The organism is Chryseobacterium sp. A321, assembly GCF_054489265.1.
This window is the reverse complement of the sequence record NZ_JBTMWZ010000001.1, coordinates 925,461-949,913: the sequence shown is the minus strand read 5'-3', so window position 1 is coordinate 949,913 and position 24,453 is coordinate 925,461. Positions and strand designations below refer to the sequence as shown.

The window sequence follows — 24,453 nt, the reverse complement described above, 5'->3', positions numbered from 1 at the left end:
GCTTCAAAAAAGCTGAAATATGAGCATAAAAAAGCCGCCAAAAGGCGGCTCATTAAATCAAATTAGAAATTTTAGTTCTTTTCAATTGTCCCTACAAAAAGGAGAGGTTTCTGATTGGGTCCTTCAATGGAGCAATCAATCTTTCCAGATTTATCCACCTCCATTTTCACAAGGTTAATATCGGTTTGGTCATTCAAAAAGAAATTAAGAAGAATGTTTCCATTGTCCAATGTTTTTCTAGCGACGGTGAAGTCTTGAGAAAGTGCCACCAAAGAGGTCTTGTCTAATTTGGACTCCTTGTCGTTAATTGGCAAATTGATTCTTAACTCGTCGTGATTCACTTGCACACCTATTTTATCACTTGTCCCGTCTTGAATTGTGGTACTCACAATCCGTCCGGTGCCAGCGGGCGCACTATAAGTCGTTCGACTCGTATAATCTTTCGCAATGAAGTTAAAATTGTTAGAATACACCATCTGTTGTATATTCTCAAAGCTTACCTTCTTGGACGAGCAACTAATAAGTGTCGCCAGAAGGGCAATCATGCAGGTATTAAATAGAATTTTTTTCATAGGATTTCGATTTTGGTGTTGTGTATGGTAGAATTGTATAAAGGTAAAAAAAACCGCCCGAAGGCGGTTTAAAAATATAATTCTAAATATTAATGAATGTCCCAGAACAACTTAGTCGTATAAGAGTCTCCTCCAATAGCACTAGCTGCTGCTTTCACATTCACTTCGTTAGTTGAATATTCGTTACTAGAATATGGCATTCTGTATACCAACCCGTCTGCAATTCCTGGAACCACTAGAGTAGGTGAATCAAGTCTTCTAAAGAAGTACCAAGCTTCAATTCCTCTGTTGTGCATTGCACTCCAAGCAGCTAAACCAACTGATTTCTTCCAGTTAACCGCATCGTATGGATTTGCAAGAAGGAAAGCAGCCGTATCGGCAGCATCAACTCCCCATGTATTCATAGACTGTGTTACAGCATCCACATACCAAAGAGCAGCAGTTTTCCCAACACTAAATCCTCTAGCAGCAGCTTCTAATAGCATGAATTTCGTGTAATCAACATCTAAAATTCTACCCGGAACGTCCGCTTTTGTAATGTCTGGTGAAATGTGTGAGTAGTTTGCGTAAGCAGCAAGTACTCCATAAGGACCACCTTCGTAATTTCCATCTTTATCTACTGTAAAGTATTTTGGTACTCTTGGGTCGTTTACACTCTTTAAGTAATTCATGTACACATCCGCAGGAATAAAGTCATCACGACCACTCGCTACTAAATTTTGATAAACTGGATTTGCAAACTGACCGTTCATAAAAGGATGAGAATAAGCATCTGCCTCCGTTAAAATCACGCCATCTTGGTATGCGCTTTCGATCATCGTTTTGGCTTTCGCTTGGTTTACATCAGCCAAGTTTAATCCCATCTGTAACTTCAAGGTATTTCCAAATTTTTTCCACTTGGACATGTTTCCTTTGTAGACAAGATCTACATCATATCCTGGAAGACCAGGAGTAATGGAAGCCAAAGCAGCATTCAGTCTTGTTTCTAAGTCTGCGTAAATGGTAGCTGCATCATCGTATTTTGGTTGCAAAATTTTAGTTTCTCCATTCTGAAGTGCTTCTGAATAAGGAACATCTCCAAAAGTATCCACTAAATTAGCCCAAGCAAACACAGAAAGAAGCTCGATCGTTGCATGCTTATTGGTTTTGATTTTAGCCTGATCTGCAGTACTATAATTTGTACTTTCTGCTTCTGTTTCTAAATAAACCGAAGCGGTCTTAAGTGGTCCTAAAATATCCCTCATCAATGTATTATAATGATTCTGAGGTTGGTTTCTAGTTACAAAATTGTAGTTGGTTTCATCTACATATTGAGTTTCTGTCCACTGTTGAGTAAAGAATCTCGCAATATTTAAGTTCACACTTGGAGTCACCCACTGTTCCGCAAGATACTGTTGAGAGGCCGCCACTAAATTTGCGGACGGAACCACTTCCGGTTTCTTCGGATTTACGTTGAGGCTCGAGATATCCCTTTCACAAGACATTGTGATTGAAGTAGCAAGGAATATACTACACGCTATATAAATTAACTTTTTCATTGTTCAAATAGTATTAAAATTTAATATTGACATTAAATCCAAAATCTCTAGTAGTTGGTAAGACACCGATTGAGTTACCTCTTGATCTTAGTCCACCACCAACTCCTGCTTCAGGATCTGCATACGGAAGATTCTTGTGAATAATCCAAAGGTTTCTTCCCACTAAGGATACTGTAACTGCTTCCACAAATGTTCCAGAAAGGATTGATTTAGGAAGTGCATAAGAGATACTAGCTTCTCTTAATTTCACGTAAGAAGCATCGTATACGTGCTCACTGTTAGGAACGTTTCCATACCCTTTAGGGTTGTAACCAAAGTATGAATTTGCATCTAATGCACCGTTACCAATTTCTGCCGTATTTGGATTTCCGTTTGCATCAACACCTGGTAGTACAACTCCGCTAGGATCTCTGTACATTGGGTCCACTGTATCCGCATAAAGCGCAGTAGAGTACCCGTACCATAAGTCAGTAGAGAAGGTATCTCCTCCTTGTTGAACGTCAATTAAGAAACTTGCACTAAGACCTTTGTATTTGAAGGAGTTTCTAACCCCTCCAGTCCAGTCCGGAGTAATATTTCCAATTACTTCTCTGTTACCCGATTTCTGCCAAAGACCATTTGATCTAACAATTCTTTGACCGTTTTCGTGATATACATAATCTGTACCTCTTAAAGTACCCATCGCTTCACCAACGGTTGCATTTAATGTAACACCACCTTGGTAACCTCCTAATTGGTAATTATCAACACCGTTTAAGTCCACAACTTTGTTTTTGTTTTTCGCAAAGTTAATGTCCATATCCCATGAGAAATTGGAAGTTTTAATTGGAGTTGCATTAACTGAAACTTCAATCCCTTTGTTGTCAATACGACCTGCATTAAATACAGTTGCAGAATATCCTGTACCTACTGAAATTGGTAAGCTAATAATCTGGTCTTCAGTTCTTGTATCGTATACAGTTACATCAAATCCTAATCTGTTTCTGAAGAATTGCGCCTCCATACCTAACTCAACCTCTTTCGATCTTTCTGGCTTAAGTTCAGCGTTTGCAAGAGTATTAGCAGTATCATACAATACTACACCTGCGAAGTTACCAATGTTTCCATAGGTATTCTTAAGCTGGTAAGGACTTGTTGCTCCCCCAACTACAGCGTAGTTACCACGGATTTTCCAGAAACTTAAGAAGTTAGGTTTTACCAGGTTGGAAAGAACAATAGATCCTGCAATAGATCCGTATCCATAAGCATTGTTATCTTTTGGAAGAGTTGATGATTTATCCACACGGTAAGTACCGTCGATGAAATAAGTATCTAAAATCCCTAATGACGCAGTCGCGTACGCACCTGCAGTCGCGATTTTATTTAAAGTCTCACTAACAGGTAAAGGTTGTCCCGCAGAATTAGAAAGAGCATACAAACCTGGTAGTGCTAATCCACCTTCTGTAGAAGCATAGTCAGATTCATATTGGTTTCTTCTTACGTTTCCTCCCACAACCCCAGAGATGTCCATATCATCACTTAAGTCAAAGTTGTAATTCGCTAATAAATCGAAGTTAGCTTCGGTTTGTCTAATCGTTTGTTTTGAATACCCAGAGGTAACGTTGTCACCTGAAGCACCAAATCCTCTTGGAGCAGAACCTGCAGCTAATCTTTCCTCAAGCGTCATTCCTAAATAGTCATAAGATAATTTAGCGGTTGCAGAAACATTTGGACTAAATTTATAGTCAACGGCTGCATAGCTAAAGTTTCTAATTCTATCATCGGTCTGATAACTTTGATATCTTGCGAAGTAAGGGTTATCCCAATATGCCGGTGTTGGATTGGTTGGAGATTTTCTGTTCCACGTGATGTTTTGTTTTGTTCTGTTGTAAGCATTCTTAAGTGCATACATATCCGCATCTACGTTCCACCATTGTCTGAAAGCAGACATTTGGTTATCAGAATACCCAGTTTCGTTACGACCTTTCGTATCTTGAAGTGTCAAAGTTGAGTAGATACTTGCTGATAGTTTATCTGTAAAATCAAAGTTGAACTTAGTGGATAGCGTATTCTTTCTTAAATTAGAATTCGGCATAATCCCTGTCATCATCTGGTTTGTGTATCCTAGCATGATGTTAGATTTCTCAGCACTTTTCTCTAATGTGATCGAGTTCACATAATTCGAAGACGTTTCGAAGAAGTCTACTGGTGTATGAGCTCCTGCTACATAAGGTCTCATTTTCCCGTAGTTTGGCGACGTTGGGTCAAAAGAGTCCCAATGGTAAATTGGGTGTCCATCGTAAGCAGGTCCGAAGGAACCGTCATCGTTGTAGTTCGTGTAATCAGAACCAAACGTGAAATCGTTCCCTGCGTATCCACCACCAAATTTGTTTTGGTATTCTGGGAATGTAGATTTATCAATTACCCCAAAGTTGGCTGCTGTATTCAGCGTTACCCCCCAACGGCTATCGTTTGATCCACGTCCATTCTTGGTAGTAATCACAATTACCCCGTTAAGTCCTCTCTCTCCGTAAAGAGCCGAAGCCGCAGCTCCTTTCAATACGTTCATCGATTCAATGTCCTCTTGGTTGATATCCGATAAGAAGTTACCGAAATCATAGAAACCAGATAAGGAATTGTTACTTACGGGCGATCCGTCAATTACGACTAATGGATTCCCACCATTCAGCGATTTGTACCCTCTAATAACAAGGTTGGTAGATCCCCCAAAGTTGTTGTTAGTGTTCACCTGTAAACCTGCCACTTTCCCAGAAAGTTGAGAAGCTACGTTACCAGTGTTGGTCGTCCCGCCGGTAATTTCATCTGCCTTCACTTCTTGTGAAGAATAAGTTAGAGATTTTTTCTCCCTTTTAATACCGAGTGCCGTTACGACAACGCCCTCGATATCTGCAGTTCTAGTGGTGTCAACCTGCGCATTTACAAGTGCAAATGACGAAGTCAACACAACGGCTAAAACGCTTGTTGTTAGTTTCTTCATATCAAATTAAATTTTTTCAATAGACAAATGTGCAAAACTTTGTTAAATTGACCAAACGTTTAGTTAATAAATTCTTAAAAATTTTTTATATTTGGGAAAGGATTTTCGCTTTATGTGAATTAAAACGAATACGAATTATGTTAATAAAAAAATTGACAAATAGCCTAGTAGAAGCAGGTTGCGACGAAGTAGGTCGCGGCTGTTTGTCGGGTCCAGTAGTCGCCGCAGCCGTCATATTAAAAGAAGATTTTTTTCATGAATTAATAAACGACTCAAAAAAACTATCCGCAAAGTCCCGTCAGCAGATGGCTTTGTATATTAAACAGCATGCATGGGACTATGCAATTGCGGAGTTACCCCCGGCTGTGATCGATGAGCATAACATCTTAAATGCAAGTATTAAGGCGATGCATTTCGCGATAGATGACTTAAAAGTAAGACCGGAGCATATTGTTGTCGATGGAAATCGATTTCATACCTACGGATCGATACCTCACACCTGCGTGGTCAAAGGGGACGCTAAAGTTCTCTCAGTGGCTTGCGCCTCTATATTAGCAAAAACCTATCGAGATGAACTCATGGGTAAACTTCATTCCGAGTTTCCACAGTACGGGTGGGATAAAAACATGGGATACGCAACCAAAGTACATCGCGAAGCCCTCAATCGATTTGGACCCACTCCCTATCATCGACAAAGTTTTCGACTCAAATACGACTAATATAAAAAACGAAAACAGGAAGCTTTTGCTTCCTGTTTTCATTTTTATTGGGCTAAACCTTACTTCTTATTCGAACGATTCGAGCTAGGTTTTTTTTGATTTTGTTGGGTTTTTTGCTGCTCTTGAGCCTGCTCCATCATTTCTCGCATACGCTTTTGGAACTTCCCTTCTTTCTTAGGTTGGGCTTTGTTCGCCTGAATCTGTGCATGGATTTTTTTCTCATCCAAGATCCAATATTTGATCACAAGGATAATGACAATGTTAATCGCATTGGAAACAAAATAATACCATGAAAGTCCTGAAGCCATCGTGTTTAAGAAGAACAAGAAGGTGATAGGGAAGATATACATTAAGACCTTCATATTAGGCATTCCTGGCGCAGTAGGCTGCTGCATGTTCCCAGCGGTAAGCATCGTGTACACTAAAATCACAGCCGTACATGCAATCGCAAATACGCTTAAATGGTCTCCAAGGATAGGAAGTGCAAACGGAAGTTGAATCAAATCGTCGTATGCGGTTAGGTCTTTTGCAAACCAGAAGCTTTCTCCTCTCAAGTCAATAAAGTTAGGGAAGAATCGAAAGAGTGCATAGAAAATAGGCACCTGAAGTAGCGCGGGTAAACAACCGGCCATTTGATTCACCCCGGCCTTTCGATAGACTGCCATCGTGGCCTGCTGACGCTTCATCGCATCAGCATCTTTGTATTGTTTATTTACCTCGTCGATTTCTGGACGAATGACTCGCATCATCGCACTAAGCTTATGCTGCTTGAACATCACGGGAGAGAGGATTAATTTCACAATAATGGTCATTAGGAAAATGACCCAACCTGCGGCAATTCCGAAGGACGAAATGAAGTTATACAAAGGCATGAAAAACCAACGGTTAATCGTTCCAATGAAAGACCATCCCAAAGGAAGGATTTCATCAAAATTCTTATCGTATGATTTCAAAAGGGGCAAGTCTAGGGGAAGGAAATACCAATTGAAATCTTGGTTTAACTCTCCTGCCGTCATTTGAACATCCCCTGAAAAGTTTAATTTCTTTAAATAGGGTCCTTCTTCAATCATATCCTGATTTCCAACAGATCCATTAAATCCATTCGAAGACTCAATAATAGAGGCGAAAAACTGCTGCTTCACTCCAATCCAGTTTAGGGTTTCTCCTTTTTCGTCTAAGCCTGTTCTCCCATCGTAATCGTAGGATTTATAATTATTAAATGCGTAAGAAAATTCGGAATGCGTTTGTTCTTGGCTACGTCCTTTCTCCACATTGATTACATTGTAGTCCCATTTAAAGGCAGCTTTGGAATCGTTTGAGATTTGGGAAAGACCTTTTGTTCTCACCTTGAAATCAAGCGTATAATTTGGATTTAAAGTGTAAACAAATGAAATATTGGCTCCTGCACTTTGCGCCGTAAGGGTCAGTTGATTACCATTCTGACTAGGAGAAAAGAGTAAATCTTTTGTATTGATGGTTTTGCCCGTTTTGTCCTTAAATTCAAATCCGTAAGAAGCACTGTTCTTTTCAACAATGACCAGGGGCAAATCCGCTTTGTCTGTTTTGGAATCGTACGCTTTGTAATTTTTAAGCTCTACTTTGGAAACCCCTCCCCCTAAAGTGGAAAATTCAAGCCGTAGCTCCTCGGACTCCAAAGGGATGGTCTGAACAGAAGCCTCGGCACTATCAGTAGAGGCCAAAATCGCAGCTTCAGCGGGCTTTACTGCCTCTACCTTCTGAGCGACTGCGGCCGCTTCTTGGGTTTTTACTTCGGCTTCTTTGTTTTGTTTGTTCTGAAAATAGAACATCGCCCCTAGCATAAGTGCTGAGAAGAGCATAAAACTAATTAACTGATTCTTGTCTAATCCGTTATTTTGTCGCATTCCTTATATCGTATTTGGTCTGTATCTAAATTAACTTCCTCTAAAACTATTCTATAGCCTAGTGCAAATTTCAAGGTCACAAAATTACTATTTTTTTTTTGAAAGCCTCCTTTTAGTTTGGGCGAAAAACGAACGAAGTACAAAACGCCAAGTTTTCACGCAAAAGGAGCCGTCTCAATACAATTTTGAGGCGGTTTTTTTATATACTTAATTTTAAGTAAATATTTTGTGGGTTTGCACGATTTGTAGTGATTGAGCAAAAAGAGGCTCTTGTTTAAGCTCCTTTCTTTCTTAAATTGTGCGCTAATGCATGCAATCCGAACTATAATTCTGCTTTTTGCATTCCTATATGTGTGAATCGTTTGAAGTTTCTGTTGGATTTGATATGAGCAAATACAGGTTTCACATCCACACTACGCTGCTTGCGATTTATTTCTCCAAGTTCGCTCAGCATGTTTTCCCGCACTTTGGACTTATGGCGTTCTAAATGCTTTAGGGACGGTTATTTGGTATTTGGATATATAAACACCCTCTTTTACCAAGGAACGCTTCCCGTTTCCAAGGTCTATTCCGTCTAAATCGATATATTTAAACCAATCATGCCGTGCCTTTTCTGCCATATACAGGAAAAGCCGCTTTACTTTTATGGACGTACATGCCTCCAAGAGCTCCTGTACCTGTTTTGGCCGGAGGTTGTTCAACCCTTCCATGATTTCGTAGCACTCGACCAGTTCTTGTTTTTTGGGCGTTAGGTACAGACATTCCATTAAGGCCCTTGTAGGGTTGGACACCAACAAACTGAAAGCCCCCTGTTCCAAAACTTGCAACCCTATTTTGGGCGGAAGGAAGGTGGAGCTGAAGTAGTTCACTTTTACCTCCCAATCGTATTTTGAAAACCAAGCGGGCAAATTTTCATCGCTTCCCCCGAACAATGTTATCTGTTTTGCAGATAGCTCCAGATAATGGGTTTTTCCCAATAAGGACAAGGCCGTTTTACCTCCAGGATGGATATTCAGACCAGCTTGCTGTTGCAATGCGGACAAAGCACCCTGATAGGTAGGCTTATCACCCACCCGCATCCAAGCTCCCGTTCCTATAGAATAAATCCAATTGCTGGTCTTATATCGGTTCAGCAATTGCGTGGAGAACTCATTTTCCGTTAACCACGAACTTAAATACACGACCCCCGGAGGCTGTGAATTAAGAAGATGGTTTATTTTTTGCTCTTTTTCCAAACCAATAGTTTCTGTTTTCGACTTTTTTTAAACTATAAAAATAGTCTTTAGTTTATTTAAATATAAATATACAAACTATAAGTTTGCTTATTCATGTTTTTTTAAACTTTTTAAATCAAAAAGATGGACACTCATAAAAAACATGGTAATAGATAGTATTCTTACAATATTCCCGAAAAATAAACGTCGCAAAATATTTGCGTTCAAATTTATCCGCCTAAAAAATCGGTATCCCCTATTGTTTAATCTAAAATTTTCTAATTATGAAAACAAAGTCAAACGGAACTGCAAAAAAAGTAAATGCAACCGTTAAAAAGGATGTTCAAAAAAAGTTAACTAAACAAGCCATCGGGAAGACCACTGCTATAGAAAAGAAAGCAACAGTGCACACAATAATTTTAAGAAAATAATCATAAAAATAGCCGCCCCAATATTGAGACGGCTACTAGGGCTTTATTTTTTTGTTTGACTCGCTTTCACAAAGGCTACAAAGAGCGGATGCGGCGATTCTACGGTACTTTTATACTCTGGATGGTACTGCACTCCTACATAAAAAGGATGGTCCTTTAATTCCAAAGTTTCCACAAGCTGAGTTTCAGGATTAAATCCTGTGGGAACGAGTCCTTTGGATTCAAATTCCTTCGTATACTCAGAATTAAATTCATACCTGTGTCTATGACGCTCTGAAATGTTTTTGGCTCCGTAGATTTCGTGGAGTTTCGAGCCGGTTTTCAAGCTGCATTTCCAAGCTCCCAGTCTCATGGTTCCCCCTTTCTCCACCACATTCTTCTGGTCTTCCATTAAGGAAATGACTGGATCCAGGGTTGAGGAATCAAATTCAACCGAATTGGCTTTTTCTAGACCTAGCACAGTTCTAGCGAATTCAATGGTCATAATTTGCATCCCTAGACAAATTCCAAGGGTTGGGATTTTGGCCTCTCTTGCGTACTGTGCAGCTACCACTTTTCCCTCAATGCCTCGATCTCCAAAGCCTGGCGCAATTAAGATCCCGTCAATTCCTTCAAAGGTCTGAGCCACGGTTTCCTGCGTAATCTCGCCACTATATACCCAGCGAATATTGACTTCAGTTTCGAGTTCTGCGCCCGCATGGATAAAGGATTCTACAATGGATTTATAAGAATCTTGCAGAGAGACATATTTACCCACAAGAGCAATCTCTACTTTTCTTTTCGGATTTTTATAGCGCTTTAAGAACTGTTTCCAATCCTTAAGTTCTGCTTTTTTGTCTGATTTTAAATTCAAGGCATTTAAAACGACTTCGTCGAAATTTTGCTTCTGCAGATTTAAAGGAACCTCATAGATGGTTTCCATATCTTTCGATTCAATTACACTTGCAATGTCCACGTTACAGAACTGAGCTAGTTTTGCCCTAATTTCTTTCGTTATGCTGTGCTCGGTGCGGCAAACCAAAATATCGGCTTGAATTCCGTATTCCATGAGTTGGCGAACAGAATGCTGAGAAGGTTTTGTTTTCAATTCTCCACTGGCTGCTAAATAAGGAACCAAGGTTAAATGGATTACCATTGAGTTTTGTTCTCCAAGCTCCCAACGAAGTTGTCGTACAGATTCTATGTAAGGAAGTGACTCAATATCTCCGACCGTCCCCCCAATCTCTGTAATAATAATATCGTAATTCTGTTTAGAAAGAATTTTAATACGACGCTTAATTTCGTTTGTAATGTGAGGAATAACCTGAACGGTCTTCCCAAGAAAATCCCCTCTTCTCTCTTTTTCAATCACGGTTTGATAAATTCGTCCCGTGGTTACGTTGTTGTTTTGAGAAGTCGTGGAATCTAAAAATCGTTCGTAATGACCTAAATCCAAATCGGTTTCTGCTCCATCCTGCGTCACGTAACATTCTCCGTGCTCGTAGGGATTTAAAGTACCTGGATCGATATTGATATACGGGTCGAGTTTTTGAATGGTGACATTAAATCCTCGCTCTTTAAGAAGAAGCCCTAGTGAGGCTGAGATGATTCCTTTTCCTAACGAAGATGTCACGCCTCCGGTAACAAAAATATATTTTGTCGGTTTTTTACTCATTGATTTAGGTTTGTGCAAAGTTAAAGGAAAAAACAATGCAGCGCAATTTGATTTCTTTTTATTCTTTCTTTACTTAGTAAACTTAGTTAACTATGGAGCCAAAAACGCACTGCATATTAGGTAATTAGCTATTGGAACCAAGATCGGTAAAAAGATTTTAGTTCGTTTAAAACGAAGATTTAAAAAGCGCACCTTCAAGTTGAAAAAAGCCTCTTTTTTTCTTGCTACTCACCCTTTTTTACTTCCTTTTTTTTTCGAAATAAGCCGCTAAAAAGTGTAAATTGCCATTTGAATTTAAAAAATAGAACTAGTGGCCAAACTAAAATCGGTGTATTTCTGTCAAAATTGCGGCACTCAGTATTCGCAGTGGCACGGACAGTGCAAAACGTGTGGATCCTGGAATACACTCGCGGAAGAAATAGTAGAGAAATCCTCTAGCAAACAGAGCGCAGAAAAATCGAAAAACCACATTATCAACATTGTGGAAGTAGAAACTACGGAAGAGCCTAGAATTAAAAGCAATTCCGAGGAACTGAACCGTGTTCTGGGCGGAGGCATTGTTTTGGGCTCTGTTATTTTAATCGGTGGAGAACCGGGAATCGGAAAATCAACTTTGCTCTTGCAGTTAGCCCTTAAGATGAAAAAGAAGATTCTTTATGTTTCGGGAGAAGAAAGCACCTCGCAAATCAAAATGCGTGCGGATCGACTCACCGAGCTTCAGAATCCGCACTGCTACTTATTCACGGAAGTCTCCGTAGAGAAAATCATTCACGAGGCAAAAAAGCTACAGCCCGATCTGCTCATCATCGATTCGATTCAAACTCTTCATTCTCAAAATTTAGAAAGTTCTCCCGGGACGGTTTCCCAAATTCGGGACTGTTCGAACGAGCTAATTAAGTTCGCGAAAAGCACCTCCACACCTATTATTATTGTAGGTCACATTACAAAAGATGGGCAAATTGCAGGTCCTAAAGTCTTAGAGCACATGGTCGACGTGGTCCTAAACTTTGATGGAGATCGGAACCATCTTTTTAGACTGCTTCGTGCGAGTAAAAACCGTTTCGGTTCCACAGCGGAAATCGGCATTTATGAAATGGTCTCTCAGGGCCTAAAAGAAGTGAAGAATCCTTCCGAGGTTTTAATCACGAAGAAACTTGAACCTCTTTCAGGAAATTCGGTAGCGGTGACCCTCGAGGGGAACCGACCCATGCTCCTTGAAATTCAAGCACTTGTTTCTTCTGCGGTCTACGGTACTCCGCAAAGAAGCACCACGGGCTTTGATAGCAAACGACTTAACATGCTGCTTGCCGTGCTTGAAAAAAGAGCAGGATTTCAATTGGGAGCAAAAGATGTCTTCTTAAACTTGACAGGAGGCATTAAAACGGATGATCCTGCTTTAGATTTAGCCGTTGTGGCAAGTATTCTTTCTTCCAATGAAGACATTCCAATTTCAGAAAAATTTTGTTTTGCAGGAGAGATTGGCCTTAGCGGCGAGGTGCGCCCTGTAAGGCAGATTGAGCAGCGCATATCTGAAGCGGAAAAATTAGGCTACGAAACCATTGTGGTCTCCAAACTAAATAAGATTCCCAAGAAAAAATACGGCATCCAAATAGTGGAAATCAGCAAACTCGATCAATTGCACGAACTCTTATTTTAAACTCATTTTATTGAATTACCTAGCCCACAGTTATCTTTCCTATTCTCCTGAGCAATTGGTGGGAAACCTTCTTGTGGACTTTGCAAAGCGAAAAGATCGTCTTTCCTATCCCAGAGAAATTCAAAAAGGAATTGATCTTCATCATGCGATTGATCGCTTTACCGACAGCCATCCTAAGTTCAAAGCAATCAAAGCGCTATTTCGACCTCTGACTGGACATTATGCAGGCGTGTTTGCCGACATTGTTTTGGATTACTTTATTTTGAATGACAGGCGGCTTCACTCTACTGCTCAGTGGCACACTCATTGTCAGTGGGCGTATCAAAGCCTTACGCAGTATGAAGAGTGGTTGCCCCCACGGTTAAAATCCGCCCTCCCTAGTATGATTCGCGACAACTGGCTTATGCAATATCAGTCCTTAGAAGGGATGAGAAAATCATTGCATCATGTCGTAAGACGAGCAGAATTCTTAGAGGACTCGGTGAATGTATTCGAAGTTTTGGTACAGAACCTCGATCGAATTAAGAAATTGTACGATGCGTTTTTCCCTGAGTTAAAAGCGTATTGTGAAGAGTTTAACGCAGGCCAAAGCTAGAATTCTTTGAATAAGTAACGATCGGGATAGTTTAGCCTCTGGCTTTGTCTTTTGCCCTCAACCGTTAAGTGAATGATGTTGATTTGATCGTCGAAAAGATTGTAAAGCGCACTCACCGCGACTTCCACTTTCCTTGGCGTTTCTACTTTTGAAGACTCTAAATAAACCACCACAGATTCACTGTCCTCCTCAAATCCTAAATAATCAATGTTTAGGAATTCTCCTTCTACTCTTAGACGTAGATTTTCTGACAGGTAGGCTCGAAGAGCCTCGTTTAGAGACTTTTTCATCGACTCATTTTGAAAATAGAGAATCTTCCCCGTCTTTTTTCGAAGTGCATTTTCTAAATCATCTAAGAAGAACCTTCCCGTGATTTGAAAGGTCTGAGATTGAGATGAGTAATTAAACTCCACGCTACCCACATGGTAGGGATGTATAAGCAGTACTTTTGCTTCCGGGTTAGAGCCTGCCTTCGCAAACGAAGCAAAACAAAAAAGCAGTAGGAATGGAAAAAACCAAAATCTTTGAGTCGCAAATTTCATCCTACGAAAGTAGGAATTTCTATGAAAACAATTATTTAAATTTCAAATGATTTCGAAAGGCGTATACTCCAATCACAGTGGCAATCGCTGCGCAAACGGTACTAAACAAAAAGACGCTTCTTGCTCCTAGTGCGTCAATAACCAGTCCCCCACCCAAAGCGCCAAGGGTAATGGCAAGCTGGATAAGTCCCGTTTGAAGTCCACCTGCGCTCTCAGCCTGTTCAGGAATTGTTCGGGTGAGCCAATGGGTCCATCCCACTTGCACAATTCCGAAAAACATTCCCCAAAAAGAGACTAAAACCACGGTGGGAGGAAGGAGTGTCCCCCAATACATGAGACCCACTACACAAATCCCCATGAAAAGTGCCGCCAGTAGTAGCGTTTTATGGAGATTCCAATCAAGAGCATAACGAGATAGACTTGCGCCCAAAAAGTTCGCCACACCAAAACTAAGTAGAACCCAGGTTAAGGTGGCGTCTTTCACATTCGTAACATTTTCGAGAAAAGGTCTTAAATAGGAAAAGAAAATCGCGTAGCTCATAAAAATAAAGAAAGTAGAAAGCATTCCTTGTCTGATTTCGTTGCGCTTTAAAATCCTAAATACTTCGCGAAGTTTAACCGCTCCTTGTGAGGCCATTACAGGCAAGGAAGAAAACTGCCATACAAAGGAAATCACTCCCACAAGAGAAGCAAGCAAGAATACGTTTCTCCATCCGATGTGCATCCCTAAGAAACTGCCCAGAGGGGCAGCAAGTACAGTCGCTACCGAAACTGAACTAAAGATAATCGAAAGAGCTTTGGGGACATGCTCCTTAGGAACCAGACGCATGGCGGTGGCAGCCATCATACTCCAACACCCACCAATTCCAATTCCAAGAAGGATACGCCCTATAATAAGGATGCCAAAATTAGGAGCAAAACCTACAATTAAATTTGAGAAAACAAGAAGTAAGCTAAAGCCCATCAAAACCCACCGACGGTCTAATTTCGCGGTGGTGACTCCGATAAACAAACTAGAAATCATAGCCACGGCGGCCGTGACCGAGATGGCCATTCCCACCGTTCCTTCGCTTACGGTTAGCTCAGAAGCCATCGGAGTTAAAAGACTCGCGGGCAAAAATTCTGCAATAATGAGTCCGGCCACACACAGGGCTACAGACCAAACGGCGCTCCAATTGGGCTGTTCAGCAAAACTTTCCTTATTCCTTTCTTCTCCGTTCATACTACCTGTTTTTTCAATCGGCAAAAGTACCAAATTAATGCCCTTCAAACTGAAATTGCCTAGAGTCTTTTTCTATTGATTTCATAGGTCAATTTTTCTTACTTTTGCGATTCGTCGTACTTTCATTTACTAAAAAACATTTCTGTGAAGGACTTTACTTTGTATTTAAATCTCGGTTGGGAGCATATTATTTCCTTGGATGCCTTAGACCATCAACTTTTCGTTTTGGTTTTAATCATGGCTTACTCGATCCAAGATTTCAAGAAAATTTTAATTCTTGTGACTGCTTTTACCATCGGGCATTCCCTAACCCTCGCCTTAAGTGCAATGGAAATCCTTCGAGTTCCTGGAAATTGGGTTGAGTTCTTAATTCCACTTACCATTGTATTAACGGCACTTGACAACCTTATTTTACGCAATAAGGCCAAAACCTTAATGCGTCTTAATTATTACCTCGCACTTTTCTTTGGACTCATTCACGGAATGGGATTTGCCAATACGATCCGTATGACCCTAGCGAAGGAGCAGTCTTTGTTCCTCCCTCTTTTAGGCTTTAACATTGGACTGGAGCTGGGCCAGATCCTTCTTGTGGTGGTCTTTTTGCTAGTGAGTTTTGTGATGGTTCAACTGGTGAAGATTCCCAAAAGAGACTGGGCACTGTTTATTTCTTCGGGGGTCTTTTTTCTAGCGATGCAAATGACTCTAGAGCGAATTCCATAATTCAACTAGAAGCACAAAACACCAACTGACGGATTGATAGACGTTGATGAGGAATTTCTTCTCAGCAGAATTTCAAAAAATAGTTTTGAAAAAAAACTTCATTTTTTTCGTTTTTTGGCAAATAATAAGTAGTTTTGATACGCGAAACCCATTTCAATTCCTCTCGCACCCTTCATTATGAAACTAAAACTACTCTTAATCCTGCTCCTAAGCTTCGGATTTTCCAAAGCTCAAAATCACCAAAACAATCCAGAGGCTAAGCACGGCAATAAGTTCGAACAGCTTGGCACAATCCTACCGACACCCAATGTTTACCGCAACGCAGCGGGAGCTCCGGGAACTCAGTATTGGCAGAACCGAGCGGATTACGACATTACAGCCTACTTAGACGAAGAAAAAAGAAATCTAAAAGCATCCGAGAAAGTAACCTATTATAACTACTCACCGGACGCGCTAGACTACCTTTGGCTTCAACTCGATGAGAATGAGCATTCCTCTGTGAACAATGCAGGGTATGATTTCTCTTCTTCCCTTCCCAAGCAAGTCTCTTCAGACGATTTGGGACCTAGTGAACTTCCTAAAAAGAACAACGGTCTTGGGGTTAACCTTGAAAAAGTAGTCGACTCCAATGGAAAAGCGCTTTCGTATACGGTTAACAAAACCATGATGCGAATCGACCTTCCTTCCCCCTTGAAACCTGGTGATAAAATCACCTTCCACATTGACTGGAACTACAACATCTCGAACCGCCTTTCTACGGGAGGACGAGGAGGCTATGAATACTTCCCAGAAGATGGAAACGATCTATACACCATTACGCAATGGTTCCCTAGAATGTGTGTTTACTCTGATTTTCAGGGATGGCAAAACCATCAATTTACAGGACGTGGGGAATTTGCACTTGTCTTTGGAAACTACAAAGTGACGATGAACGTGCCGGCAGACCATATCGTGGCCGCGACAGGCGAAGGTAAAAATTATAAAGAAGTGCTTTCCGCGGATCAATATAGCCGCTACCAAAAAAGCAAAACCTCAAATGAACCTATTGAAATTGTGACTCTAGCAGAGGCCACAAAAGCAGAAAAAAACAAAAGCAAAAAGAGAAAAACTTGGGTTTTCGAAGCTAACGATGTACGTGATTTTGCATGGACAAGCTCTAGAAAATTCATTTGGGATGCGATGCACGTAAAAATCCCAGAAAACGGAAACGACGTGATGGCCATGAGTCTTTATCCAAAAGAGGCCTACGGACTCTATAGAAAATTCTCCACCAAAGCGGTAGCGCATACGATTAAGACTTATTCTGAATATACGATTCCGTATCCTTACCCTGTAGCCCAGTCGATTGAAGCTTCGAACGGGATGGAATACCCAATGATTTGTTTCAACTATGGACGCACGGAGAAAGACGGAACCTACTCCGAAGGAACCAAAAACGGAATGATTGGTGTAATCATTCACGAGGTAGGTCACAACTTCTTCCCTATGATCATCAATTCTGACGAAAGACAGTGGACTTGGATGGACGAAGGACTCAATACCTTTGTGGAGTACCTAACGGAGGAACGTTGGGATCCGAAATTCCCATCGAGAAGAGGTCCGGCCCACACGATTGTGGACTATATGAAATTACCAAAAGACCAGTTGGAACCTATTATGACCAACTCCGAAAATATCACGCATTTTGGACCTAATGCCTACGCAAAACCGGCAACGGGACTCAATATCTTAAGAGAAACCATTATGGGACGTGAACTTTTTGACCAAGCCTTCAAAACCTATTCAAAACGTTGGGCCTTCCGCCATCCTGAACCTGCGGATTTTTTCAGATCCATGGAAGATGCGAGTGGAGAGGATTTAGACTGGTTCTGGAGAGGCTGGTTCTATGGCACCGATCCTGTGGACATTTCTCTCGATAAAGTTTCTGTGGCTACTCCGAACTTAGAGTATTCTCCAAAACCGATGACAAGAAATTACACAGTTGACAAACCGCTTGAAAACGACTTCGTGGATTTGTCTAAAAAACGAAATCAAGCAGATCCTTCTATTGTATTTTACACGGAACAGGACAAGGAATTGCAAGACTTTTACTATCGATACAACCGCGGACTTGAGAAAGTGGACACTACTACTAGTCACACGATGAGTTTTGATTTCCAAGAAAAAGTTCCTGCAAGTGAAAAAGCTAATCTTAAAAACTTAACGGCCTACCAGCTAGAGTTCTCCAACAAAGGAGGACTTGTGATGCCGATTCTACTCGAATTCACTTTTGAAGATGGAACTAAACTTGAGGACAAGCGTCCGGCTCAAATTTGGAGACACAATGAGAAAAACGTGAAGCTTTCCTATGTGTTCGATAAAAAACTAAAATCCATTCAACTAGACCCAATGAAAGAAACCTCTGACATTGACGAAAAGAACAATTTCTGGAGCGCTAGTACAAACAAAGAGCCCGCTACTTCGTTTGACGTCTTCAAACGCAAACAAGGACAGTCCGCTCGCGGCGCTTCCAGTGGAAGACTAAACCCAATGCAGGCCGCTAAGAAATAGACCCAATAAAAATTCCTAAAAACCACTTGCGCAGCGCAGGTGGTTTTTTTAATGCAAAAAAGCGGACCCAAAAAAATCTGCCATATTTACACCTCTTGTCCAAGAGTCTGCCAATTTATCCCCCTAAAGTAGCTTTTTCCTACCCAGCTAGACATTGGCAAAGTTTTGGGGAATTGAAGAGAAAATAACAACAACTAATTAAAATATACAATTATGTCAGTAAATTTCAAACCGCTTGCAGACCGCGTTCTCGTTGAACCTACCGCGGCAGAAACCAAAACGGCTTCCGGAATTATCATTCCAGACACGGCACAAGAAAAACCACAAGAAGGAACTGTAGTGGCAGTAGGCCCTGGAAAGAAAGACGAACCTACCACCGTTAAAGTAGGAGACAAAGTACTTTACGGAAAGTATTCAGGTTCTGAACTTAAATTGGAAGGAAAAGATTTCCTTATCGTAAGAGAATCCGATCTACTTGGAATTTTAGGATCGTAATTAAATCCCTATTAACAAACTTTAAATAAAGTCATACAAACCGACTTATCTAAAAAATTAAATTAAAATGGCAAAAGAAATAAAATTCGACATTGAATCGAGAGACGCGTTAAAAAGAGGTGTAGATGCCTTGGCAAACGCTGTGAAAGTAACTCTAGGACCTAAGGGAAGAAATGTAGTAATCGAGAAAGCATTCGGAGCACCCCACGTAACCAAAGACGGAGTTTCTGTAGCAAAAGAAATTGAACTAGAAGACAAAGTTGAAAACTTAGGAGCACAGATGGTAAAAGAAGTAGCTTCTAAAACCAATGATATTGCCGGAGACGGAACCACTACCGCGACTGTACTTGCTCAAGCGATCGTTCGCGAAGGACTTAAAAACGTAGCGGCTGGAGCCAATCCAATGGACCTAAAAAGAGGAATCGACAAAGCCGTTGCTAGCGTCGTAGAAAACCTTAAATCCCAATCACAAGAAGTAGGAGAAGCTGCAGAAAAAATCAAGCAAGTCGCTTCTATTTCTGCAAACAACGACGACACCATTGGTGCTCTGATCGCAGAAGCGTTCGGTAAAGTGGGTAAAGAAGGAGTAATCACCGTAGAAGAAGCAAAAGGAACAGATACGACTGTAGATGTAGTAGAAGGAATGCAATTCGACAGAGGATTCCAATCTCCTTATTTCGTGACCAATTCAGAGAAAATGGTAACGGAACTTGAAAACCCATACATTTTACTTGTTGAGAAGAAAATTTCTTCCATGAAAGAACTTCTTCCTGTACTTGAACCTGTAGCACAAGCCGGAAAATCCCTTCTTATCATTTCTGAAGAAGTAGAAGGAGAAGCACTTGCTACTTTGGTTGTAAACAAACTAAGAGGATCTCTAAAAATTGCAGCCGTAAAAGCTCCAGGATTTGGAGACCGCAGAAAAGCTATGCTTGAAGACATCGCGATTTTAACAGGAGGACAAGTAATCTCAGAAGAAAGAGGGTTCACAATGGAGAACGCAACTCTTGAGATGCTAGGAACCGCTGAGAAAGTTTCGATTGACAAGGACAACACTACCATCGTAAACGGAGGAGGTGACCAAGCTCAAATCAAGGGGCGTGTGGGTCAAATCAAAGCTCAAATGGAAAACACAACTTCAGATTACGATAGAGAAAAACTTCAAGAACGTCTTGCTAAATTAGCAGGTGGGGTGGCTGTCCTTTACGTAGGAGCTGCTTCGGAAGTGGAAATGAAAGAAAAGAAAGACCGTGTAGACGATGCGCTTCACGCAACAAGAGCTGCCGTAGAAGAAGGAATCGTTCCTGGAGGTGGGGTTGCACTAGTAAGAAGCATTGAAGCACTTAGCAATTTAACGGCTGAAAATGCGGATCAACTTACGGGAATCAAAATTGTAAAAAGAGCCATTGAAGAGCCTTTAAGACAGATTGTCGCGAACGCAGGTGGAGAAGGTTCTGTAATCGTTGCGAAAGTATCGGAAGGAACAGGAGACTTCGGATTCAACGCGAAAAACGATGAGTATGTAAACATGTTTGAAGCAGGTATTATTGACCCAACGAAAGTAGTACGTGTTGCACTTGAAAATGCAGCTTCAGTTTCTGGAATGCTACTTACAACAGAATGTGTAATTACAGAAGTTAAGAAAGACGAACCTCAAATGCCAATGGGCGGAGGAATGCCAGGGATGATGTAATAAAGGTCCAGGCATTCGTTTTTCGAATCCTATAGGCAGCGAGTTCTTTTAAAAGAGCTCGCTGCTTTTTTTATTCATGATCCCGAGAGACCCCAAAAGGAAAACCAGAGACGGGTAAAGATTCGGGGGTATACGTAAGAGTCGCATCTCTTCATGATAAAAACGACACCGAAATTCGAGCTCAATCCGCTCGCATAAAATTCCATAGGGCCGTGCCCAAAAAAGAGTCGAGCGAAATAAAACCATGGCTCCTTAAAGACATTTGGCATTCCAAGGCAGAGGGCCTCTACCCCATATCATGATACGATTCTCTATTTGGAAAACAAACGGTAAAAACCTAGATTTCTTCGGACGTATTCTCGACTTCCACAGACGGTTTTTGAAGCTGACCTTTGTACAAGTTCGAATAAAACCCACCTACTTTTAGAAGCTCCTCATGAGTCCCTTGCTCTACAATCAGACCTGAGTCCATCACCAAAATTTTGTCAGCTTTTTGAATAGTGGAGAGTCTGTGCGCAATAATAATCGAGGTGCGATTTTGAGTAATCTTCTCTGTTGCGCGTTGGATGAGTTTTTCGCTTTGGGGATCAATGGAAGAGGTTGCCTCGTCGAGAATTAAGATTTTAGGATCGGATAGATAAGCCCGAAGGAAGGACAAAAGCTGTCTTTGCCCTAGAGAAATAGAGCTTCCTCTCTCGCTAACGACATACTCATATCCTCCTGGAAGCTGGGAAATAAACTGATCGACCTCTATTTCTTTGGCCGCTTTTTTCACTTTTTCAGGTGTAACCTCAGGGTCACCAAAGGCTAAATTCTCATAGATGCTGTCATGGAATAAGAATACGTCTTGCAATACAACTCCCACGTGGGCTCTTAAATTGTAAAGCTCGTATTTTTCAAGCGGCACACCGTCAATTAAAATCTCACCAGAATTGCGGTCGTAAAGACGAGTGAGCAAGCTAATAATCGTGGATTTACCGGCTCCTGTAGCGCCTACTATGGCGACGCTTTCTCCAGGATTCACCTGGAAACTTATGCCCTTAAGCACTTCTTGTTTTTCGTCATACGAAAAATGCACATCCTTAAATTCAATTCGGCCTTCGAAATGATCTTTCTTCACGGTGCCCGTATTGGACATGGATAAATCTTGATCCATCAGTCCTAATACACGCTCAGCTCCCACAATGCCTCGCTGAATATTGTTAAAGCGGTCTGCGATTTGTCGAAGTGGTCGAATAAGCATCGAGATGTACTGAATGAATGCAATAACCACCCCTGCTGTAATGGTAATATACCCTCCGTAAAATAGAACAAAGCCGATAAATAAGGAAGAAATTAATTCCACTACTGGGAAAAAGAGCGAAAAGATAAAGACGGTTCGAAGAAGCGCACTCTTTAGAGTCTCGTTAATGGAAACAAACTTCGAATATTCCTGTCCTTGTCGATTGAAAACTTGAATCAGTTGCATCCCTGCAAGTCTTTCTTGTACGAACGAGTTTTGGTTTGCAGTCCAAGTTCTTTCATCTCCAAACGCTTTTTTAAGCCTCTTTTGAAAGAACCTTGTAATGACCACCATCAGAGGTAAGATCGCAATAGAAATATAACTCAAATGCTCGTTTGTGTTGAACATCATGATTAATACGAAGACGATTCGTAAGATATCCCCGAACACCATCAAAAACCCATCGGTGTACACCGTGGCAATGGTTTCCACATCTCCAACCGCTCGGGTCACCAACTGACCGATAGGCGTTTTATCAAAAAAAGAAGTTTTGAAATAGAGCAGTTTCTTGTATAGAGTTTCTCGAATATCCCGAATGACATTCTGAGAAATAAAATTGGAGAAATAAACGAGGAAAAAATTAAGAAAGGTCTCTAAAAAGACAAGACCCACCAACCAATAAATATGCTTCATCATTAGACCCTTGTCGCCTAATTTGATAATGTCATTGTCGACGATTTGCATGGTTAAATAAGGTCGGAATGTGGAGGTTACCGATAGCAAAATGGATACGACCAAGGCGAAGATAAACCACGAACGAAATTTCATACCTATTAGAAATAGGCGTTTAATGATAGATCCGGTCGAGGGTTTATTCATAGGGGTATAAAAATTTAGTATGGTTAAATTTTCTGATGCAAATTTACGGAATGTTTCATAGATAGCATGCCGTCTCTAGCTAGGGGTTTTGAAAATCGAGTCCTTCTTTAAGATCGTTTCCCACTCATAGCCTACGTCGAGAAGATAAAGACCGTGCGCAGGCGCAGAGGTTCCTGCTCGATTTCGATTTTTACTTTCAATTATTTCTCTTACTTCCTCAGGCCTAATCTTCCCAACTCCCACTTCCAATAAAGTTCCCACAATAGCTCGAACCATGTTGCGTAAAAATCGATTGGCCGATATGGTGAAAATTAGACGGTTTTCAATCCTTTCCCATTTTGCTTTATAGATTTGACAAACAAACGTTTTGTTATCTCCACCTACTTTTGCAAAACTTTCAAATTCTTTGTACTGACAAATAATTTCAGCGGCCTGATTCATTTTCTCAAGATCAAGCGCTCGCGTATAAAACGAGTAGGCTGTATCGATTGAAAAGGGATCCTTGACCTGTGATACATGGTACTCATAGGTTCGATAGGTTGCATCAAAGCGAGCATGCGCTGAGGGCTGAACCTCAAACAGCTTTTCCACTTGAATGTCTCTAGGCAAAAACCGATTTAAGCGTCTTACTAGGTCACAAGGGATTTCTCCCTCAAAATCCAAGTGAGCAAACATTTTTTTGGCATGTACTCCGGTGTCCGTTCGACCCGCTCCTGTAAGGGAGATCTTCTCGCGCAAAAGTGTCGAGAGTGATGTTTCTAGAACTTCTTGCACCGAGATTTCTCGGGGCTGGATTTGATAGCCAAAATAATTCTTTCCGAAGTAGGAAAACTCAATAAAATATCTCAATTTCGTATGTTTGCAATGCAAAAATAAAACATTTGAAGAAGATACTCTTACTTTCTGACACGCATTCTTATATGGACGAGCGCATTTTGCATTACGCCGAGCAAGCGGATGAAATTTGGCACGCCGGAGATTTCGGAAATCTTGAGGTCTTTGAGGCTCTGGAGTCCAAAGGGACTCTTCGCGCAGTCTATGGGAATATAGACGGGGCCTCTCTTCGCAGCCGCTGCCCTGAGTCTCTTTCCTTTACTTGTGAAGGTCTCGAGGTCTTCATGATTCACATTGGAGGTTATCCCGGTAAGTACTCACCTTCTGCCAGAGAAAGTATTAAGCAGCTAAAACCAAAACTCTTCATTTCAGGACATTCGCATATTTTAAAAGTGATGTACGATAAAAATTTAGGACTGTTGCATTTGAATCCTGGCGCCTGTGGTCGCCAAGGCTGGCATCAAAAAAGAACCCTGCTTAGTTTTGAAATAGAGAAAGGAGAAATCCAAAATCTAATCGTGATTGAACTGGGAAACAAAACGGAAAAAAACAATGAAGATTAACGACGCTGTATCACTCATAGACCAAGATCTCTATGGAACCGTCACTTCGGTTCATGGAGAATGGGTTGTCTTTAAAGACTCTCATGGGTTCACCCATAAGCATCACAAATCGGAACTGGTTCCGATGGATACTTCGCTTTATGAAAACATGGAAGTAAACCCAAAAAAGGAACCCTTAAAAACAACCTCGAAGAAACACCGAACTACCCATCTTGTTCTTGATCTTCATTTTGATAAATTGGTCTCGAATCCGCTTGCCTATGAGAGTTTTGAAAGACTCTTTCTTCAAAAAGAAAAACTGATCGAAACCATCGAATTCTGCCGAACGCACCGCCTAAAAAAATTAGAAATCATCCACGGGTTAGGCGATGGGGTCCTTCAAAAGCTGGTCGTGGACTACCTAGAAAATGCGATGGATCTTGAATTCCAGCACACTCAGATCTTGACCCAGCAATCTGCAAGCATTCTCGTGTACTGGAAGTAATGCAGCTCT

General features: G+C 41.0%; 21 protein-coding genes. 10 read left to right on the top strand and 11 right to left on the bottom strand.

Going from position 1 to position 24,453, the window contains the following annotated elements:
* Positions 1 to 71 precede the first annotated feature (71 nt).
* The 3 genes from ACX3PZ_RS04560 to ACX3PZ_RS04550 form a co-directional block, all read right to left on the bottom strand.
* Positions 72 to 572, bottom strand: a complete 501-nt coding sequence (locus ACX3PZ_RS04560) for a DUF4251 domain-containing protein (protein WP_459083368.1) — start codon at positions 570 to 572, stop codon at positions 72 to 74.
* 89 nt (positions 573 to 661) lie between these two features.
* Complete coding sequence (locus ACX3PZ_RS04555) at positions 662 to 2,110, bottom strand: SusD/RagB family nutrient-binding outer membrane lipoprotein (RefSeq protein ID WP_459083367.1); 1,449 nt, start codon at positions 2,108 to 2,110, stop codon at positions 662 to 664.
* 13 nt (positions 2,111 to 2,123) lie between these two features.
* A complete protein-coding gene (locus ACX3PZ_RS04550; RefSeq protein WP_459083366.1) occupies positions 2,124 to 5,087 on the bottom strand; it encodes a SusC/RagA family TonB-linked outer membrane protein in 2,964 nt (987 codons plus the stop codon).
* 134 nt (positions 5,088 to 5,221) lie between these two features.
* Here ACX3PZ_RS04550 and ACX3PZ_RS04545 point away from each other — a divergent pair, with 134 nt between their 5' ends.
* A complete protein-coding gene (locus ACX3PZ_RS04545) occupies positions 5,222 to 5,806 on the top strand; it encodes a ribonuclease HII (RefSeq protein WP_459083492.1) in 585 nt (194 codons plus the stop codon).
* A 59-nt stretch (positions 5,807 to 5,865) separates the two neighbouring features.
* Here the strand turns inward: ACX3PZ_RS04545 and yidC are convergent, their stop codons facing one another.
* From yidC to ACX3PZ_RS04530, 3 genes are all read right to left on the bottom strand, one after another.
* The gene (gene yidC / locus ACX3PZ_RS04540) at positions 5,866 to 7,689 is read right to left on the bottom strand and encodes a membrane protein insertase YidC (RefSeq protein WP_459083365.1); all 1,824 of its coding nucleotides are present in this window, start codon (positions 7,687 to 7,689) and stop codon (positions 5,866 to 5,868) included.
* 322 nt (positions 7,690 to 8,011) lie between these two features.
* Positions 8,012 to 8,143 carry a transposase gene (locus ACX3PZ_RS04535; protein ID WP_459083364.1) on the bottom strand — a complete coding sequence of 44 codons (132 nt, stop codon included), beginning with the start codon at positions 8,141 to 8,143 and terminating at the stop codon, positions 8,012 to 8,014.
* Positions 8,144 to 8,162: 19 nt separating this feature from the next.
* The gene (locus ACX3PZ_RS04530) at positions 8,163 to 8,924 is read right to left on the bottom strand and encodes a type IV toxin-antitoxin system AbiEi family antitoxin domain-containing protein (protein WP_459083363.1); all 762 of its coding nucleotides are present in this window, start codon (positions 8,922 to 8,924) and stop codon (positions 8,163 to 8,165) included.
* Between the two features lie 263 nt (positions 8,925 to 9,187).
* Here ACX3PZ_RS04530 and ACX3PZ_RS04525 point away from each other — a divergent pair, with 263 nt between their 5' ends.
* Entirely contained in the window at positions 9,188 to 9,334 is a 147-nt protein-coding gene (locus tag ACX3PZ_RS04525; protein WP_459083362.1) for a hypothetical protein, read from the top strand.
* Positions 9,335 to 9,377: 43 nt separating this feature from the next.
* Here ACX3PZ_RS04525 and ACX3PZ_RS04520 read toward each other — a convergent pair whose 3' ends face one another.
* Positions 9,378 to 10,988: a CTP synthase gene (locus ACX3PZ_RS04520; RefSeq protein ID WP_459111999.1), complete on the bottom strand. Its 1,611-nt coding sequence runs from the start codon at positions 10,986 to 10,988 to the stop codon at positions 9,378 to 9,380.
* 310 nt (positions 10,989 to 11,298) lie between these two features.
* On the opposite strand from ACX3PZ_RS04520, the gene radA reads away from it, so the two are divergent.
* Both radA and ACX3PZ_RS04510 read left to right on the top strand, forming a co-directional pair.
* Complete coding sequence (gene radA / locus ACX3PZ_RS04515; protein WP_459083360.1) at positions 11,299 to 12,645, top strand: DNA repair protein RadA; 1,347 nt, start codon at positions 11,299 to 11,301, stop codon at positions 12,643 to 12,645.
* Between the two features lie 10 nt (positions 12,646 to 12,655).
* Positions 12,656 to 13,240, top strand: a complete 585-nt coding sequence (locus ACX3PZ_RS04510; RefSeq protein WP_459083359.1) for an acyl carrier protein phosphodiesterase — start codon at positions 12,656 to 12,658, stop codon at positions 13,238 to 13,240.
* Here the strand turns inward: ACX3PZ_RS04510 and ACX3PZ_RS04505 are convergent.
* Complete coding sequence (locus ACX3PZ_RS04505; protein WP_459083358.1) at positions 13,237 to 13,782, bottom strand: DUF6702 family protein; 546 nt, start codon at positions 13,780 to 13,782, stop codon at positions 13,237 to 13,239. The two genes, ACX3PZ_RS04510 and ACX3PZ_RS04505, sit on opposite strands and share 4 nt — an antisense overlap.
* Before the next feature lie 31 nt (positions 13,783 to 13,813).
* Entirely contained in the window at positions 13,814 to 15,004 is a 1,191-nt protein-coding gene (locus tag ACX3PZ_RS04500) for an MFS transporter (RefSeq protein WP_459083357.1), read from the bottom strand.
* A 144-nt stretch (positions 15,005 to 15,148) separates the two neighbouring features.
* Between ACX3PZ_RS04500 and ACX3PZ_RS04495 the strand changes: the two genes are divergently transcribed.
* From ACX3PZ_RS04495 to groL, 4 genes are all read left to right on the top strand, one after another.
* The gene (locus ACX3PZ_RS04495) at positions 15,149 to 15,724 is read left to right on the top strand and encodes a HupE/UreJ family protein (RefSeq protein WP_459083356.1); all 576 of its coding nucleotides are present in this window, start codon (positions 15,149 to 15,151) and stop codon (positions 15,722 to 15,724) included.
* A gap of 177 nt (positions 15,725 to 15,901) precedes the next feature.
* Entirely contained in the window at positions 15,902 to 18,274 is a 2,373-nt protein-coding gene (locus ACX3PZ_RS04490) for a M1 family metallopeptidase (protein ID WP_459111998.1), read from the top strand.
* 213 nt (positions 18,275 to 18,487) lie between these two features.
* Positions 18,488 to 18,769: a co-chaperone GroES gene (locus tag ACX3PZ_RS04485; RefSeq protein ID WP_459083354.1), complete on the top strand. Its 282-nt coding sequence runs from the start codon at positions 18,488 to 18,490 to the stop codon at positions 18,767 to 18,769.
* Positions 18,770 to 18,836: 67 nt separating this feature from the next.
* Entirely contained in the window at positions 18,837 to 20,462 is a 1,626-nt protein-coding gene (gene groL, locus ACX3PZ_RS04480; protein ID WP_459083353.1) for a chaperonin GroEL, read from the top strand.
* 337 nt (positions 20,463 to 20,799) lie between these two features.
* Here the strand turns inward: groL and ACX3PZ_RS04475 are convergent, their stop codons facing one another.
* Both ACX3PZ_RS04475 and truA read right to left on the bottom strand, forming a co-directional pair.
* Positions 20,800 to 22,563 (bottom strand): ABC transporter ATP-binding protein, encoded by a 1,764-nt coding sequence (locus tag ACX3PZ_RS04475; protein ID WP_459083352.1) that lies wholly within the window; start codon positions 22,561 to 22,563, stop codon positions 20,800 to 20,802.
* 75 nt (positions 22,564 to 22,638) lie between these two features.
* Positions 22,639 to 23,412 carry a tRNA pseudouridine(38-40) synthase TruA gene (truA, locus tag ACX3PZ_RS04470; protein WP_459083351.1) on the bottom strand — a complete coding sequence of 258 codons (774 nt, stop codon included), beginning with the start codon at positions 23,410 to 23,412 and terminating at the stop codon, positions 22,639 to 22,641.
* Positions 23,413 to 23,444: 32 nt separating this feature from the next.
* Between truA and ACX3PZ_RS04465 the strand changes: the two genes are divergently transcribed.
* Both ACX3PZ_RS04465 and ACX3PZ_RS04460 read left to right on the top strand, forming a co-directional pair.
* Entirely contained in the window at positions 23,445 to 23,960 is a 516-nt protein-coding gene (locus tag ACX3PZ_RS04465; protein WP_459083350.1) for a metallophosphoesterase family protein, read from the top strand.
* Positions 23,950 to 24,444: a Smr/MutS family protein gene (locus ACX3PZ_RS04460; protein WP_459083349.1), complete on the top strand. Its 495-nt coding sequence runs from the start codon at positions 23,950 to 23,952 to the stop codon at positions 24,442 to 24,444. The genes ACX3PZ_RS04465 and ACX3PZ_RS04460 overlap by 11 nt, the downstream gene beginning before the upstream one ends.
* Positions 24,445 to 24,453: the final 9 nt, after the last annotated feature.

What these genes read in the sequence shown, in the direction of transcription:
- ACX3PZ_RS04485 (WP_459083354.1), top strand. Translation starts at nt 18,488, where the DNA reads ATGTCAGTAAATTTCAAACCGCTTGCAGACCGCGTTCTCGTTGAACCT.
- ACX3PZ_RS04475 (WP_459083352.1), bottom strand. Translation starts at nt 22,563, where the DNA reads ATGAATAAACCCTCGACCGGATCTATCATTAAACGCCTATTTCTAATA.
- yidC (WP_459083365.1), bottom strand. Translation starts at nt 7,689, where the DNA reads ATGCGACAAAATAACGGATTAGACAAGAATCAGTTAATTAGTTTTATG.
- ACX3PZ_RS04550 (WP_459083366.1), bottom strand. Translation starts at nt 5,087, where the DNA reads ATGAAGAAACTAACAACAAGCGTTTTAGCCGTTGTGTTGACTTCGTCA.
- ACX3PZ_RS04555 (WP_459083367.1), bottom strand. Translation starts at nt 2,110, where the DNA reads ATGAAAAAGTTAATTTATATAGCGTGTAGTATATTCCTTGCTACTTCA.
- ACX3PZ_RS04525 (WP_459083362.1), top strand. Translation starts at nt 9,188, where the DNA reads ATGAAAACAAAGTCAAACGGAACTGCAAAAAAAGTAAATGCAACCGTT.
- groL (WP_459083353.1), top strand. Translation starts at nt 18,837, where the DNA reads ATGGCAAAAGAAATAAAATTCGACATTGAATCGAGAGACGCGTTAAAA.
- ACX3PZ_RS04505 (WP_459083358.1), bottom strand. Translation starts at nt 13,782, where the DNA reads ATGAAATTTGCGACTCAAAGATTTTGGTTTTTTCCATTCCTACTGCTT.
- ACX3PZ_RS04520 (WP_459111999.1), bottom strand. Translation starts at nt 10,988, where the DNA reads ATGAGTAAAAAACCGACAAAATATATTTTTGTTACCGGAGGCGTGACA.
- ACX3PZ_RS04490 (WP_459111998.1), top strand. Translation starts at nt 15,902, where the DNA reads ATGAAACTAAAACTACTCTTAATCCTGCTCCTAAGCTTCGGATTTTCC.
- ACX3PZ_RS04560 (WP_459083368.1), bottom strand. Translation starts at nt 572, where the DNA reads ATGAAAAAAATTCTATTTAATACCTGCATGATTGCCCTTCTGGCGACA.
- ACX3PZ_RS04460 (WP_459083349.1), top strand. Translation starts at nt 23,950, where the DNA reads ATGAAGATTAACGACGCTGTATCACTCATAGACCAAGATCTCTATGGA.
- ACX3PZ_RS04535 (WP_459083364.1), bottom strand. Translation starts at nt 8,143, where the DNA reads ATGCTGAGCGAACTTGGAGAAATAAATCGCAAGCAGCGTAGTGTGGAT.
- ACX3PZ_RS04500 (WP_459083357.1), bottom strand. Translation starts at nt 15,004, where the DNA reads ATGAACGGAGAAGAAAGGAATAAGGAAAGTTTTGCTGAACAGCCCAAT.